This window comes from Pseudomonas allii (assembly GCF_055380095.1).
Map to the genome: position 1 here is coordinate 2,967,416 of NZ_AP039450.1, position 15,742 is coordinate 2,983,157.

General features: G+C 62.8%; 9 protein-coding genes. 6 read left to right on the forward strand and 3 right to left on the reverse strand.

Translation table 11 applies throughout. The features are described from left to right. Window positions 1-82: 82 nt before the first annotated feature. From ACZ445_RS13310 to ACZ445_RS13335, 6 genes are all read left to right on the forward strand, one after another. Window positions 83-1,384, forward strand: a complete 1,302-nt coding sequence (locus ACZ445_RS13310; protein WP_464708435.1) for an MdtA/MuxA family multidrug efflux RND transporter periplasmic adaptor subunit — start codon at window positions 83-85, stop codon at window positions 1,382-1,384. Continuing rightward, window positions 1,381-4,482, forward strand: a complete 3,102-nt coding sequence (locus ACZ445_RS13315; protein ID WP_179028585.1) for an MdtB/MuxB family multidrug efflux RND transporter permease subunit — start codon at window positions 1,381-1,383, stop codon at window positions 4,480-4,482. The genes ACZ445_RS13310 and ACZ445_RS13315 overlap by 4 nt, the downstream gene beginning before the upstream one ends. Then, entirely contained in the window at window positions 4,479-7,586 is a 3,108-nt protein-coding gene (locus ACZ445_RS13320) for an efflux RND transporter permease subunit (RefSeq protein ID WP_058425483.1), read from the forward strand. Before ACZ445_RS13315 ends, ACZ445_RS13320 begins: the two co-directional genes overlap by 4 nt. Continuing rightward, a complete protein-coding gene (locus tag ACZ445_RS13325; protein WP_058425482.1) occupies window positions 7,583-9,052 on the forward strand; it encodes an efflux transporter outer membrane subunit in 1,470 nt (489 codons plus the stop codon). The genes ACZ445_RS13320 and ACZ445_RS13325 overlap by 4 nt, the downstream gene beginning before the upstream one ends. A gap of 261 nt (window positions 9,053-9,313) precedes the next feature. Next, on the forward strand, window positions 9,314-11,410 hold the full coding sequence (locus tag ACZ445_RS13330) for a putative bifunctional diguanylate cyclase/phosphodiesterase (protein ID WP_310863124.1): 2,097 nt from the start codon (window positions 9,314-9,316) through the stop codon (window positions 11,408-11,410). A gap of 54 nt (window positions 11,411-11,464) precedes the next feature. Next, entirely contained in the window at window positions 11,465-12,211 is a 747-nt protein-coding gene (locus ACZ445_RS13335; RefSeq protein ID WP_179028408.1) for an SDR family oxidoreductase, read from the forward strand. Window positions 12,212-12,222: 11 nt separating this feature from the next. Here ACZ445_RS13335 and ACZ445_RS13340 read toward each other — a convergent pair whose 3' ends face one another. The 3 genes from ACZ445_RS13340 to ccoG form a co-directional block, all read right to left on the reverse strand. Further along, entirely contained in the window at window positions 12,223-12,663 is a 441-nt protein-coding gene (locus tag ACZ445_RS13340) for a hypothetical protein (RefSeq protein ID WP_058425479.1), read from the reverse strand. A 72-nt stretch (window positions 12,664-12,735) separates the two neighbouring features. Continuing rightward, window positions 12,736-14,145 carry a GntR family transcriptional regulator MpaR gene (mapR, locus tag ACZ445_RS13345; protein ID WP_058425478.1) on the reverse strand — a complete coding sequence of 470 codons (1,410 nt, stop codon included), beginning with the start codon at window positions 14,143-14,145 and terminating at the stop codon, window positions 12,736-12,738. Window positions 14,146-14,176: 31 nt separating this feature from the next. Continuing rightward, window positions 14,177-15,586, reverse strand: a complete 1,410-nt coding sequence (gene ccoG, locus ACZ445_RS13350) for a cytochrome c oxidase accessory protein CcoG (RefSeq protein ID WP_464708436.1) — start codon at window positions 15,584-15,586, stop codon at window positions 14,177-14,179. Window positions 15,587-15,742: the final 156 nt, after the last annotated feature.

Consider the following 15,742-nt stretch of genomic DNA (forward strand, 5'->3'; position numbering starts at 1 on the left):
GTAAATAGCCGGTAAAGGCGCTTTTCTAAATGCGCCCCAGTGCTTATCTTTCAGCCTCCCAAAGAAGAAGCTCTCGCGCCCAATGGTTGATCACTCCATGCAATCCTCCCCCCGTAAGTCCCGTCGCTGGCTGTTCGGCCTGCTCGTGCTGCTGGTTATCGCCGGCCTGTGCTGGAAATTCTGGCCCGGCAGCCATAAGGATGGCGCCGAAAAGCCTGCGGGCCATGCCGGCAAGACGGGGATGATGCGCCCAGGGTTCGGCGGCTCCGCTGGCCCGGTGCCGGTGCGCGTGGCGCCAGCCGTGCTGGGAGAATTCCCGGTGTACTACAAGGCGCTGGGCACGGTGACCGCGCTCAATACCATCAACGTGCGCAGCCGGGTGGGTGGCGAGCTGGTGAAGATCGCCTTTGAAGAAGGCCAGATGGTCAAGGCCGGTGACCTGCTCGCCGAGATCGACCCGCGCAGCTACCAGAACGCCTTGCTCCAGGCCCAGGGCACGCTGATGCAGAACCAGGCCCAGCTGAAAAACGCCCAGGTCGACGTGCAGCGTTACCGCGACCTGTACGCCCAGGACAGCATCGCCAAACAGACCCTGGACACCGCCGAAGCATTGGTCCTGCAATACCAGGGCACTGTCAAGACCAACCAGGGCGCGGTGGATGACGCCAAGCTCAACCTCGAATTCACCAAGATCCGTGCGCCGATCAGCGGCCGCGTTGGCCTGCGCCAGGTCGACGTGGGCAACCTGGTGGCGGCCAACGACACCACCTTCCTCGCGGTCATCACCCAGACCCAGCCGATCAGCGTGGCCTTCACCCTGCCGGAAAACACCCTGGAAACCGTGCTCACCCGCTACCACGCCGGCAACAAACTGCCAGTAGAGGCCTGGGACCGTGGCGACGTGAAGAAACAGGCCACTGGCGTGCTGCAGAGCTTGGACAACCAGATCGACGTCACCACCGGCACCCTGAAATTCAAGGCGCGTTTCGATAACAAGGACCAGGCGCTGTTCCCCAACCAGTTCGTCAATGTGCACCTGCTGGCCGACACCCTGCATAACGTGGTGCTGGCGCCGTCCGCGGCGATCCAGTTCGGCAACAGCGGCACCTTTGTCTACGTGCTGGACGGTGACAAGAAGGTCAAGATGCAGCCCCTGGTGGTCGGCGATACCGATGGCGACAACACCGTGATCAAAGAGGGCCTCAAGGCGGGCGACCGCGTGGTGCTGGAAGGCACCGACCGTCTCAAGGATGGCAGCGAGATCGAAGTGGTCAACGACAGCAGCGAAGTGCCGACCACCCCGACCGAACACCTGCAAGGCAAGCCTGCGGCCAAAGGGGAGACCGGTTCCACCGCCGGCAAGGCGCAAAAGGTCGGTTCATGAACCTGTCGCGGCTGTTTATTCTTCGCCCGGTCGCTACCACGCTGAGCATGCTGGCCATTGTCCTCGCCGGCATCATCGCGTACCGCTTGTTGCCGGTGTCGGCCTTGCCCCAGGTGGACTACCCGACGATCCGGGTGATGACCCTGTACCCCGGCGCCAGCCCGGACGTGATGACCAGCGCCGTCACCGCGCCGCTGGAGCGTCAGTTCGGGCAGATGCCCGGCCTGACGCAGATGGCCTCCACCAGTTCCGGTGGCGCGTCGGTGCTGACCCTGCGTTTCAACCTCGACATCAACATGGATGTCGCCGAGCAACAGGTGCAGGCCGCGATCAACGCCGCCACCAACCTGTTGCCCAAGGACCTGCCGGCGCCGCCGGTGTACAACAAGGTCAACCCGGCGGATACCCCGGTGCTGACCCTGGCGATCACCTCCAAGACCATGCTGCTGCCCAAGCTCAATGACTTGGTCGATACGCGCATGGCGCAGAAAATCGCGCAGATCAGCGGCGTCGGCATGGTCAGCATCGCCGGCGGCCAGCGCCAGGCGGTGCGCATCAAGGTCAACCCGGAGGCCCTGGCGGCCAACGGCTTGAACCTGTCCGATGTGCGCACGCTGATCGCTGCATCCAACGTCAACCAGCCCAAGGGCAATTTCGACGGGCCGACCCGTGTGTCGATGCTCGATGCCAACGATCAGCTAGTCTCGCCCGCGCAATACGCCGAACTGATCCTGGCCTACAACAACGGCGCGCCACTGCGCCTCAAGGACGTGGCGCAGATCGTCGACGGCGCCGAAAACGAACGCCTCGCCGCTTGGGCCAACGAAAACCAGGCCGTGTTGCTGAATATCCAGCGCCAACCGGGCGCCAACGTGATCGAGGTGGTGGACCGCATCAAGGCGTTGCTGCCGAGCATCACCGACAACCTGCCGGCCGGCCTTGACGTGACGGTGCTCACCGACCGCACCCAGACCATCCGCGCCTCGGTCAAGGACGTGCAACACGAGTTGCTCATCGCCATCGCCCTGGTGGTGATGGTGACGTTCCTGTTCCTGCGCCGGGTCAGTGCCACGATCATCCCGTCCATCGCTGTGCCGCTGTCGCTGGTGGGCACCTTTGGCGTGATGTACCTGGCCGGATTCTCCATCAACAACCTGACGCTGATGGCGCTGACCATCGCCACCGGCTTCGTGGTGGATGACGCGATCGTGATGCTGGAGAACATTTCCCGCTATATCGAGGAAGGCGAAACACCACTGGCCGCCGCCCTCAAGGGCGCCAAGCAGATCGGTTTCACCCTGATTTCCCTGACCCTGTCGTTGATCGCCGTGCTGATCCCATTGTTGTTCATGGCTGACGTAGTCGGGCGCCTGTTCCGTGAGTTTGCCATCACCCTGGCGGTGGCGATCCTGATTTCCCTGGTGGTTTCCCTGACGCTCACGCCGATGATGTGCGCACGCTTGCTCAAGCGTGAGCCCAAGGAGGAAGAGCAAAGCCGCTTCTACAAGGCCAGCGGTGCCTGGATCGATTGGTTGATTGCGCGTTACGGGAGCATGTTGCAGTGGGTGCTCAAGCACCAGCCGCTGACCCTGCTGGTGGCCATCGCCACCCTGGGCCTCACCGTATTCCTGTACATGGTGGTGCCCAAGGGCTTCTTCCCGGTGCAGGACACCGGCGTGATCCAGGGCATTTCCGAGGCGCCGCAATCGATCTCCTTTGCCGCCATGAGCCAGCGCCAGCAGGAGCTGGCCAAGATCATCCTGGCCGATCCCGCCGTGGAAAGCCTGTCGTCCTATATCGGTGTAGACGGCGATAACGCCACCCTCAACAGCGGCCGACTGCTGATCAACCTCAAGGCCCACGGTCAGCGTGACCTGAGCGCGGCCCAGGTGATCACCCGTTTGCAACCGGAAATCGACAAGCTGGTGGGCATCCGCCTGTTCATGCAGCCGGTGCAGGACCTGACCATCGAAGACCGTGTGAGCCGTACCCAGTACCAGTTCAGCATGTCCTCGCCGGACGCCGAACTGCTGGCGCTGTGGAGCGACAAGCTGGTGCATGCGCTCAGTCAGTTGCCGGAACTCACGGATGTGGCCAGCGACCTGCAGGACAAAGGCCTGCAGGTGTACCTGGTGATCGACCGCGATGCCGCCTCGCGGTTGGGTGTGAGCGTGTCGACCATCACCGATGCGCTGTACGACGCGTTCGGCCAGCGGCAGATTTCCACCATCTATACCCAGGCCAGCCAGTACCGCGTGGTGTTGCAGGCCCAGTCCGGTGAAACCCTGGGGCCGGACGCGCTGAACCAGATCCATGTGAAGACCACCGACGGCGGCCAGGTGCGCCTCTCCAGCCTGGCCCACGTGGAACAGCGCCAGGCCCAGTTGGCGATTGCGCATATCGGCCAGTTCCCGGCGGTGATGATGTCGTTCAACCTGGCCCCCGGCGTTGCGTTGGGCAAAGGCGTGGAGCTGATCAACCAGACCCAGAAAGACATCGGCATGCCGGTGGGCGTGCAGACCCAGTTCCAGGGCGCGGCCCAGGCGTTTGAAGCCTCGCTGTCGAGCACCTTGCTGCTGATCCTGGCGGCGGTGGTCACCATGTACATCGTGCTCGGTGTGCTCTACGAGAGTTACATCCACCCGATTACCATTCTCTCGACCTTGCCGTCGGCAGCAGTGGGGGCCTTGCTGGCCTTGCTGCTCAGTGGCAATGACCTGGGCATGATCGCGATCATCGGCATCATCCTGTTGATCGGTATCGTCAAGAAGAACGCGATCATGATGATCGACTTCGCCCTTGACGCCGAACGCAACCAGGGCCTCGACCCGCAGACCGCGATCTACCAGGCGGCGCTGCTGCGCTTCCGGCCGATCCTGATGACCACCCTGGCAGCGTTGTTCGGCGCGGTGCCGTTGATGCTGGCCACCGGTTCCGGCGCGGAATTGCGCCAACCGCTGGGCCTGGTGATGGTCGGCGGGCTGCTGGTGAGCCAGGTGTTGACGCTGTTCACCACGCCGGTGATCTACCTGTACTTCGATCGCCTCGGCCGCCGCTGGCGCAAAGAGCCGCAAAGCCTGGAGCCGGTTGAGTCATGAACCTGTCCGGACCTTTCATCCGCCGGCCGGTCGCGACCATGCTGCTGAGCCTGGCGATCCTGCTGCTCGGCGGTGTCAGCTTCAACCTGCTGCCGGTATCGCCGCTGCCGCAGATCGACTTCCCGGTGATCGTGGTGTCGGCCAGCTTGCCCGGCGCCAGCCCCGAGGTGATGGCGTCTACCGTGGCCACGCCGCTGGAGCGTTCGTTCGGCGCCATTGCCGGCATCACCACCATGAGCAGTTCGTCGAGCCAGGGCTCGACCCGGGTGATCCTCGCGTTTGATTCCGACCGCGACATCAACGGCGCGGCGCGGGAAGTGCAAGCGGCGATCAACGCCTCGCGCAACCTGCTGCCCAGCGGTATGCGCAGCATGCCGACCTACAAGAAGATCAACCCGTCCCAGGCGCCGATCATGGTGCTGTCGCTGACCTCGGACGTGCTGCAGAAGGGCCAGCTGTACGACCTGGCCTCGACCATCCTGTCGCAAAGCCTGTCCCAGGTGCCCGGCGTCGGTGAAGTGCAGATCGGCGGCAGCTCCTTGCCGGCCGTGCGCATCGAACTGGAACCCAAGGCTCTCGACCAGTACGGCGTGGCCCTCGATGATGTGCGCAACACCATCGCCAACGCTAACCAGCGCCGACCCAAGGGTTCCCTGGAAGACAGCGAGCGCAACTGGCAGATCCAGGCCAATGACCAGTTGGAAAAAGCCAAGGACTACGAGCCACTGCTGATTCGCTACCAGAATGGCGCAGCCCTGCGCCTGGGGGATGTGGCCAAGATCAGCGACGGTGTGGAAGACCGCTACAACAGCGGCTTCTTCAATAACGACTCGGCGGTACTGCTGGTGATCAACCGCCAGTCCGGCGCCAACATCATCGAGACGGTGCGGCAGATCAAGGCGCAATTGCCCGCGTTGCAGGCGGTGCTGCCGTCCAGCGTCAAGCTGAGCCTGGCCATGGACCGTTCGCCGGTGATCACCGCCACCTTGCATGAAGCCGAGATGACCTTGCTGATTGCCGTGGGGCTGGTGATCCTGGTGGTGTACCTGTTCCTGGGTAACTTCCGTGCCTCGCTGATCCCGACGCTGGCAGTGCCGGTGTCGCTGGTCGGCACCTTCGCGGTGATGTACCTGTACGGGTTCTCGTTGAACAACTTTTCGCTGATGGCGTTGATCCTGGCCACCGGCCTGGTGGTGGACGATGCCATCGTGGTGCTGGAGAACATCTCCCGGCACATCGACGAAGGCGTGCCGCCGATGAAGGCGGCGTACCTGGGCGCCCAGGAAGTCGGCTTTACCCTGCTGTCGATGAACGTGTCGCTGGTGGCAGTGTTCCTCTCCATTCTGTTCATGGGCGGGATTGTCACCAACCTGTTTCGCGAGTTTTCCATCACCCTGTCGGCGGCGATCATTGTGTCGCTGATTGTCTCGCTGACCCTGACCCCGATGCTCTGCGCGCGCTGGCTCAAACCCCACGTCAAAACGCAGATGACCGGTTTGCAGCGCTGGAGCCAGAAGATCAACGATCGCATGGTCTCCGGCTACGCCACCAGCCTGGACTGGGTGCTGCGCCATCGGCGCCTGACCCTGCTCAGCCTGTTGCTGACCATCGGCATGAACGTGGCGCTGTACGTGGTGGTGCCGAAAACCTTCATGCCGCAACAGGACACCGGGCAGTTGATCGGCTTTGTACGCGGCGATGACGGCCTGTCGTTCAGCGTGATGCAGCCGAAGATGGAGACCTTCCGCAAGGCGGTGCTCAAGGACCCGGCGGTGCTCAGCGTGGCCGGCTTCATTGGTGGCAACAACGGCACCAACAACGCGGTAATGCTGGTACGCCTCAAACCCATCAGCGAGCGCAAGATCTCTGCCCAGGCGGTGATCGAGCGTCTGCGCAAGGACGTGCCGCTGGTGCCGGGCGGGCGGTTGTTCCTGATGGCCGACCAGGACCTGCAATTCGGTGGCAGCCGCGACCAGACCAGTGCGCAGTATTCCTACATCCTGCAAAGCGGCGACCTGGCGGCGCTGCGCCTGTGGTACCCGAAAGTGGTCGCGGCCCTGCGCGAGCTGCCGGAACTCACCGCCATCGACGCCCGTGAAGGTCGCGGTGCAGCGCAGGTCACGTTGATTGTCGACCGTGACCAGGCCAAGCGCCTGGGGATCGACATGAACATGGTCACGGCAGTGCTGAACAACGCCTACAGCCAGCGGCAGATTTCCACCATCTACGACAGCCTCAACCAGTACCAGGTGGTGATGGAGGTCAACCCCAAATATGCCCAGGACCCGATCACTCTCAACCAGATGCAGGTGATCACGTCCACGGGGGCACGGGTGCCGTTGTCGACCATTGCCCATTATGAGAACAGCCTGGCCGACGACCGCGTCAGCCACGAAGGCCAGTTCGCCTCGGAGAACATCGCCTTCGACATGGCGCCCGGCGTGACGGTGGAGCAGGGCACGGCCGCCATCGAACGGGCGATCGCCAAGGTCGGCTTGCCGGAAGATGTGATTGCCAAGATGGCCGGCACCGCCGATGCCTTCGCGGCCACGCAAAAGGGCCAACCGTTCATGATCCTTGGCGCGCTGGTGGCGGTGTACCTGGTGCTGGGCATCCTTTACGAAAGCTACATTCACCCGCTGACCATTCTCTCGACCTTACCCTCGGCGGGTGTCGGCGCCATGCTCGCCATCTACCTGACGGGAGGCGAGTTCAGCCTGATCTCGCTGCTGGGCCTGTTCCTGTTGATCGGGGTGGTGAAGAAAAACGCGATCCTGATGATCGACCTGGCGCTGCAATTGGAACGCAATGACCGCATGGGGCCGCTTGAATCGATCCGCAGTGCTTGCTTGTTGCGCTTGCGGCCGATCCTGATGACGACCCTGGCGGCCATCCTCGGCGCCTTGCCGCTGCTGCTGGGTGCCGGCGATGGCGCGGAAATGCGCCGTCCCCTGGGCCTGACCATTATCGGCGGCCTGGTGTTCAGCCAGGTCCTGACCCTTTACACCACCCCGGTGGTTTACCTTTATCTCGACCGCGCGCGCCATCGCTTCAACGCCTGGCGCGGCGTGCGGACCGATGCTGCCCTGGACACTGCGCTATGACCGATTCAACCTTTGCCCGATTGGCCCTGTTCCGGGGCTCCCGCGTGGCGAGCCTGGTGCTCTGCGGCGTGTTGCTCAGCGCCTGCGCCGTCGGCCCCGACTACAAACGCCCGGACGTGGTCGAGCCGGCGCAATTCAAGGAAGCCAAGGGGTGGCGCCAGGCCACCCCCAGTGATTCCCTGGCCCGTGGTGCCTGGTGGGAGTTGTACGGCGACCGCCAGCTCAATGACCTGGTGCTGCGCCTGAACAGTTCCAACCAGACCGTGGCCCAGGCCGAAGCGCGTTTCCGCCAGGCCCAGGCGTTGGTGCGCAGTTCCCGTGGGGCGTTTTACCCCACCGTCGACCTGAGCGCGGGGAAAACCCGGGCCAGCCAGGGCACCGGCAGCAGCAGCGCGAGCCTGAGCAGTTCCAGCAGCGGCATTCGCGACACCCTCAACGCACAGTTGGGTGTGAGCTGGGAGGCGGACATCTGGGGCAAGTTGCGCCGTGGCCTGGAGGCCAACGAGGCCAGCGCCGAAGCCAGCTCGGCGGATTTGGCAGCGATGCGCCTGAGCCAGCAATCGGAACTGGTGCAAAGCTACCTGCAACTGCGCGTCATGGATGAACAGACGCGCCTGCTGCAAGCGACCCTGGAGACCTATCAGCGCTCCCTGCAAATGACCGAAAACCAGTACCGCGCCGGTGTTTCCGGCAAGGACGCGGTGGCCCAGGCGCAAACCCAGCTCAAGACCACCCAGGCCAGCCTGATCGACCTGATCTGGCAGCGCGCCCAGCTGGAAAACGCGATTGCGGTGTTGATCGGCGAGGCGCCGGCCAACTTCAACCTGGCGGTGAGCAAGGACATCCCGGCGCTGCCGCAGATCCCGGTGAGCCTGCCGTCGCAACTGCTTGAGCGGCGCCCGGACATCGCCTCGGCCGAACGCTCGGTGATCGCCGCCAACGCCAATATCGGCGTGGCCAAGGCTGCCTACTACCCGGACCTGACCCTGAGCCTGGCCGGTGGTTATTCCAGCAGCACCTACGCCGACTGGATCAGCCTGCCGAACCGCTTCTGGTCGGTGGGCCCGAAGCTGGCCATGACCCTGTTCGACGGCGGTCAGCGCTCGGCGGAAGTCGACCGCACTGTGGCCAGCTATGACGAGACCGTCGCCAAGTACCGCCAGACCGTGCTGGATGGTTTCCGTGAAGTGGAAAACTACATGGTGCAGCTCAAGGTGCTGGAGGACGAGGCGGTGGTCAGCAATGAAGCGCTGGCGGCAGCACGCGAGTCGCTGCGCCTGACCCAGAACCAGTACAAGGCCGGGCTGATTGCGTACCTGGATGTGGTCACCGTGCAAGCCACGGCGCTGAGCAACGAACGCACGGTGCTGACCTTGTTGCAGACGCGCCTGGTGGCCAGTGTGCAACTGATCGCCGCCTTGGGCGGTGGCTGGGATGGACAGACGCCGATTGCCGACAAAAATTAACGATGAACTCGATCCAATGAGCGGGCTTATTGTGGCGAGCGGACTTGCTGTGGCGAGCGGGCTTGCCACACTAGGTCCGCTCACCACGGCCCACTGCCTATTTGGCCTCAACAACCCTCGTTTTGAGTCATACGATTGGCGTCAAAATGCCACTAATGGCGCTCTGATAATTAATCAACTGTTCAAGAATTATTCTCGCTACAATCGCCCGCTTTGCCACTTCGCACGGGCCTCTCGGGCCCGCTGTGCACGAGAAGTCCCATGCTCATCGGTAGTTATTCGCCCTCCCTGGTCGTGATCTCACTGTTCGTCGCGATCCTCGCTTCCTATACCGCGCTGGACCTTTCCGGGCGCATCGCCACCGCCAAGGGGCGCGCCGTTTATTTATGGATCACTGGCGGGTCGATGGCGATGGGGGTGGGGGTGTGGTCGATGCACTTCATCGGCATGCTGGCTTTGCGCTTGCCGTTTGCCCTGGGCTTCGACCTGGGGATTACCGCGCTGTCGTTGCTGATTGCGGTGCTGTCCAGCGGCTTTGCATTATGGCTGGTCAGCCAACCGCGCCTGCCGGCCTGGCAGTTGGGGTTGGGGGCGCTGATCATGGGCACCGGCATTGCCAGCATGCACTACACCGGCATGGCGGCGATGCGCATGACGCCAGGCATCGACTACGACCCGACGTTGTTTGGCGCTTCGTTATTGATCGCAGTGGTGGCCTCCGGCGCAGCGTTGTGGATTGCCCATAATTTGCGCCGCAATACGCCGTATGTGCGCCTGGCGCGTGGTGGGGCGGCGGTGGTGATGGGGTTTGCTATCGTCGGCATGCACTACACCGGCATGGCGGCGGCCCGCTTTGCCGATGAAAGCTTCTGCGGCGCAGCACTGAACGGTTTGAGCGGCAAGGGCCTGGATAACCTGGTGTTGGTCACCACCCTGGCAGTGCTGGCCATCACCTTGCTGACCTCGTTGCTCGACGCACGCCTGGAAGCGCGCACGGCGGTACTCGCCGACTCCCTGAGCCAGGCCAACCAGGAGCTGACCCACCTGGCCCTGCACGACATGCTCACCGGGCTGCCCAACCGCACCTTGCTCGCCGACCGTATCCAGCAAGCCATGCAGGCGGTGAAAGAGCAGGGCGGCTGCTTTGCGCTGATGTTCATCGACCTGGACGGCTTCAAGCCGGTCAACGATGCTTTTGGCCACCATATGGGCGACCAGCTGCTGCGCGAAGTCGGTCAGCGCCTGCGCGAAGACTTGCGCAGCCACGACACCCTGGCGCGCATCGGCGGCGATGAGTTTGTGTTGCTGGTGCAATTGACCCAGCCGGACGACGCCCTCGGCCTTGCCGAGCGCCAAGTGGTGCTGATCAACCGTGCGTTCCAGGTGGCCGAGCATGAGCTGAAGATCTCCGCCAGCGTGGGCATCGCCATGTTCCCAGGCAACGGCAACAGCCCCCAGGAACTGCTGATGAACGCCGACGCGGCGATGTACCACGCCAAGGGCGTGGGCAAGAACGGCTACAGCTTTTTCGATGCGTCGATGAACACCAACGCGCGCAAGCAATTGCAGTTGTTGCAGGACTTGCGCAATGCCGTCGAGCAACAACAATTCCGCCTGTACTACCAGCCCAAGTTCGACGCGGCCAGTGGCATTGCGGTGGGCGCCGAAGCGCTGTTGCGCTGGGAGCATCCACAGCAGGGCCTGTTGTTGCCGGCAACCTTTATCGAACTGGCGGAAAAGACCGGGTTGATCATCCCCATCGGGGAATGGGTACTGGATGAAGCCTGTCGCCAAATGAGCCTGTGGTACGCCCAGGGCTACGAAGATTGGCGCATCGCCGTGAACCTGTCGGCGCTGCAGTTCTGCCACGCCGGGCTGGTCAAGAGCGTGGCCGAGGCCCTGGAACGTCATCGGTTGCCGGCCAATAGCCTGACCCTGGAAATCACCGAGACCACCGCCATGAGCGATGCCGATGCGAGCATGACGGTGTTGCAACAGTTGTCGGACATGGGCGTGGATCTTTCCATCGATGACTTCGGCACCGGTTATTCCAGCCTGATGTACCTCAAGCGCTTGCCGGCCAACGAGTTGAAGATCGACCGTGGGTTTGTGCGCGACCTGGAGCACGACAGCGACGACGCCGCCATCGTCTCGGCCATTGTCGCCCTCGGCCAGGCCCTGGGCCTGCGTATTGTTGCCGAAGGGGTGGAGACCGATGTGCAACAGAGCTTTCTCACGCGCCTGGGGTGTAATTCGCTGCAAGGTTACCTGCTGGGTCATCCGTTGCCGGCGGACGGGTTCATGGCCGACATCCAGCGTGCCGAAGACGCGCTTGCGCCTGACAAAAGCCGCGCGTGACGGGTATTCTTGGATCCAACCCTAAACATCAGGTTGAATCAGGAGACCGCACGCATGGACAAAGTCGTCATCATCACCGGGGGCAGTCGTGGGATCGGCGCCGAGACGGCATTGCTGGCCGCTCGCCAGGGTTACCGTATCTGTATCAACTACCAGTCTGACGAAGAGGCTGCCCACCGTGTGCTCGAACAAGTCCGCGCCCTGGGCGCCCAGGCGATTACCGTGCGCGCCGACGTGAGCATCGAAGATGAAGTGATTGCATTGTTCCACCGCGTCGACACCGAACTGGGCCGTGTCACCGCATTGGTCAACAATGCCGGCACCGTGGGGCATAAGTCCCGCGTTGATGAAATGTCCGAGTTCCGCATCCTGAAAATCATCAAGACCAATGTGCTGGGGCCGATCCTGTGTGCCAAGCACGCGGTGCTGCGCATGTCGCCCAAGCATGGCGGGCAGGGTGGCAGCATCGTCAACGTGTCGTCGGTGGCGGCGCGCCTGGGTTCGCCCGGTGAGTATGTCGACTATGCCGCGTCCAAGGGCGCGCTCGACACTTTCACCATTGGCCTGTCGAAGGAAGTGGCGGGTGAGGGCATTCGTGTCAACGCGGTGCGCCCTGGCTATATCTACACCGACTTCCATGCCCTGAGCGGCGACCCGGACCGGGTCAGCAAACTCGAATCCGGTATCCCCATGGCCCGTGGCGGGCGTCCGGATGAGGTGGCGGAAGCGATTATCTGGCTGCTGTCGGACAAGGCTTCGTATGCCACCGGGACTTTTCTAGATTTGGGCGGCGGCCGCTGAAGTCCGGGCATTCATGCGCCCAGGTTTCTTAGCACCTCGTAGCCCTGTTCCGCAAAGGCCACCAGCAAGCGTGCCTCCGAGTTCTTGCGGGTGGAATAGCCCGCATTGTGAAAACCGTTGATTTTGCCATCGCGGGGTTCGCTGTTGCCCACTGTGCGGTCATTCACGTTGTCCAGGAAGTTGACCACCTGCGCCAGGTTGTAGGCTGCATCTGCGCGTGAATTGGCGCGGGGATTGGCGCAGGTCCAGTCTCCCAGCTGGCGTTTGAGTCGGTCGGTAGTGGGGTAGCTGTCCCTGCGCCGTAACAGATGTTTCACTGCCGGGTTGGCGTTGATGATTTGTTTGGCGCTGCGTTGGTCGCCGGCTGGTCGACCTTCGAGGTGGCTGGGAGTTTTGAGCCAGTTCTGTTCCGGGAGGTGTATGGCCCTTGCAGGGTGATTGTTGATGTACATGAGGGGCTCGGCATCAGGAAGAAGTCACTGTGTGGTGTCATGCCGGGTTCGGTTCCATTGACTCGGTCATGACTAAAACGACCGCACAATCCGCCCCAGCGTCTCCATCGCCTTTTCCGACGCCTCCGTCCACGGGCTGCCGTAGTTCAGGCGGATGCAATTCCTGAAGCGTCGGGTCGCCGAGAAGATCGGCCCCGGCGCAATGCTGATGCCCTGCGCCAGGGCCATCTGGAACAGCTTCAGCGAGTCCGTCTGCTCCGGCAGTTCCAGCCACAGGAAGTACCCACCGGCCGGCTGGCTGACCCGCGTCTGTGCCGGAAAGTAGCGCGCGATGGCGGCGAGCATGGCGCTTTGCTGTTCTTCCAGGGCATAGCGCAATTTGCGCAGGTGGCGGTCGTAGCCACCGTGTTGCAGGTAATCGGCAATTGCTGCCTGGGCCGGCATTGAGGGGCACAGCGACGTCATCAGTTTCAAACGTTCAACCTTCTGCGCAAAACGCCCGGCCGCCACCCAGCCCACGCGATAGCCGGGGGCCAGGCTCTTGGCGAAGGAGCCGCAATGCATCACCAGGCCCTCAGTGTCGAAGGCCTTCGCGGGTTTGGGTGCCTGTTGGCCGTAATACAGCTCGGCATAAACATCGTCTTCGATCAGTGGCACCTGATGCTCGCGTAGCAGTTCCACCAGCGCCTGCTTTTTTGCTTCCGGCAGCGTCGCGCCCATGGGGTTCTGGAAGCTGGTCATGGTCCAGCAGGCCTTGATCGGGTAGCGCTGCAGGGATTGCGCCAGGGCGTTGAGGTCGATGCCGTCGCGCGGGTGCACCGGGATTTCCACGGCCTTGAGTTTCAAACGCTCCAGCACTTGCAGGCAGGCGTAGAACGCCGGCGCTTCGATGGCGACCAGGTCACCCGGTTCAGTGACAGCTTGCAGGCACAGGTTGAGGGCTTCCAGGGCGCCGTTGGTGATCAGCAACTCTTCCATGGGCAGCATCAGGCCGCCGACCATGTAGCGCAGGGCGATTTGGCGGCGCAGCTGCGGGTTGCCCGGCGACATGTCGGTGACCACCAGGCGCGGGTCCATTTCCCGGCTGGCACTGGCCAGGGAGCGCGCCAGGCGCGGCAACGGGAACAGCATCGGGCTGGGGAACGCCGAGCCGAAGGGGACGGTGTTGGGGTCCTTGATCGAGTCGAGCACCGAGAACACCAATTCGCTCACATCCACTTCGGTGGACTCATGCACCTGCTCGCTCACCACCGGCTCGGAAAACGGGCTGGGCGCATGGGTATTGACGAAGTAGCCGGAGCGCGGCCGTGCGCGAATCAGGCCACGGCGCTCCAGCAGGTAGTAGGCCTGGAACACTGTGGACGGGCTGACGCCATACGTCTGGCTGGCATAACGCACCGAGGGCACCCGCTGGCCGGGGCCAAGCACGCCGGAGCGGATCAGTTCTGCGATGTCGTCGGCGAATTTTTCGTAGCGTTTCATGGGGGCTCAATTAGCTTTTCAAATGTGTTTTTCAGCGGTTCAGTGGTGCCACAAAGCGGCTGTCGGCGGCGTTATGGATCCACGGCTCATCCACATCCGAGACCTTGAAGCGCAAGGTCTGCGAGCTGCTCGCCGGTTTGTCCGCCAGCAATGCCACCGACACCGGCACGTCGACGATTTCCCCCGGTGCCAGGCTGATCTCAGTCTTGCCCTGCAACTGGAAGCCCTCGGCGTCCACCAACTCCAGGCGGTAGTCCTGGTGTTGTTGGGTCTTGTTGATCACCTTGAGGCTGTAGATATTTTCGATCAGGCCCTGGGCGTTCTCGCGGAACATGCCACGGTCCTTGGTCACGTCCAGCGACACCATGGGCCGTTCTACCAAGGCCACCACCAGGGCTGCGATCATCAGCAGCAGCACCGCACTGTAGCCGATCAGGCGCGGGCGTAGCAGGTGGGTCTTGCCGCCTTGCAGTTGATGTTCGCTGGTGTAGCTCACCAGGCCGCGCGCGTAACCCATCTTGTCCATGATCGAATCGCAGGCGTCGATGCACGCCGCACAACCGATGCACTCCATTTGCAGGCCATCGCGGATGTCGATACCGGTAGGGCAAACCTGCACGCACAGTTGGCAGTCGATGCAATCGCCCAGGCCGACATCGGCGGGTTTCGCTTCACGTTTGCGCGGGCCGCGGTGTTCGCCGCGAGCCGCGTCGTAGGAAATGGTCAGGGTGTCCTTGTCGAACATCACGCTCTGGAACCGCGCATACGGGCACATGTGCATGCACACCGCTTCGCGCAACCAGCCGGCGTTGATGTAAGTGGCGCCGGTAAAGAACAACACCCAGAACAGGCTGACGCCGCCCATCTGCCAGCTCAGCAGTTCGCTGGCCAGGGGGCGGATCGGGGTGAAATAGCCGACAAAGGTCAGCCCGGTCAGCACACTGATGCCCAGCCACAAGGTGTGCTTGGCCGAGCGCCGCGCCAGTTTGTTCAGGCTCCAGGGCGCGGCGTGCAGCTTGATGCGCTGGTTGCGTTCGCCTTCGGTGACTTTCTCGCACCACATGAACAGCCAGGTGAATGAACTTTGCGGGCAGGTGTAGCCGCACCAGACACGGCCGGCGAATACAGTGATCGCAAACAGGCCGAAAGCGCAGATGATCAGCAAGGCCGACAGCAGGATGAAGTCCTGGGGCCAAAAGGTCGCGCCAAAGATGTGGAATTTGCTTTCAGCCAGATCCCACAGCACCGCCTGCCGACCCTCCCAGTTCAACCAGACCGTGCCGAAAAACGCCAGGAACAGCAAGCCTGCGCCGCTCACCCGCAAGGTGCGGAACAGGCCGGTGAAACTGCGGGTATGAATCAGGTTGTCGCTGGATTTGGCCTTCACCTTCTTTGGGTGTATGGGCTCAAAGGTTTCCACGGTTGGGATTCTTTCGCTCATGGTCGTTCGCTCATCAGCCTCCATCAGGCCGATGAACTATGCGCGGGACACTGTTTGCATAACAGACTCAGGTAGGGCGATAAAAAGCGGATCAGATGGGCTGCGTGCGGTGTGCTGCGACAATGTGCTGCACCCCGTGCCACCTAGGGTGCAGCG

Bases quoted from the DNA above. Each gene is read 5' to 3' on its own strand.
- ACZ445_RS13310 (WP_464708435.1), top strand. From the start codon at position 83: ATGGTTGATCACTCCATGCAATCCTCCCCCCGTAAGTCCCGTCGCTGG.
- ACZ445_RS13315 (WP_179028585.1), top strand. From the start codon at position 1,381: ATGAACCTGTCGCGGCTGTTTATTCTTCGCCCGGTCGCTACCACGCTG.
- ACZ445_RS13320 (WP_058425483.1), top strand. From the start codon at position 4,479: ATGAACCTGTCCGGACCTTTCATCCGCCGGCCGGTCGCGACCATGCTG.
- ACZ445_RS13325 (WP_058425482.1), top strand. From the start codon at position 7,583: ATGACCGATTCAACCTTTGCCCGATTGGCCCTGTTCCGGGGCTCCCGC.
- ACZ445_RS13330 (WP_310863124.1), top strand. From the start codon at position 9,314: ATGCTCATCGGTAGTTATTCGCCCTCCCTGGTCGTGATCTCACTGTTC.
- ACZ445_RS13335 (WP_179028408.1), top strand. From the start codon at position 11,465: ATGGACAAAGTCGTCATCATCACCGGGGGCAGTCGTGGGATCGGCGCC.
- ACZ445_RS13340 (WP_058425479.1), bottom strand. From the start codon at position 12,663: ATGTACATCAACAATCACCCTGCAAGGGCCATACACCTCCCGGAACAG.
- mapR (WP_058425478.1), bottom strand. From the start codon at position 14,145: ATGAAACGCTACGAAAAATTCGCCGACGACATCGCAGAACTGATCCGC.
- ccoG (WP_464708436.1), bottom strand. From the start codon at position 15,586: ATGAGCGAAAGAATCCCAACCGTGGAAACCTTTGAGCCCATACACCCA.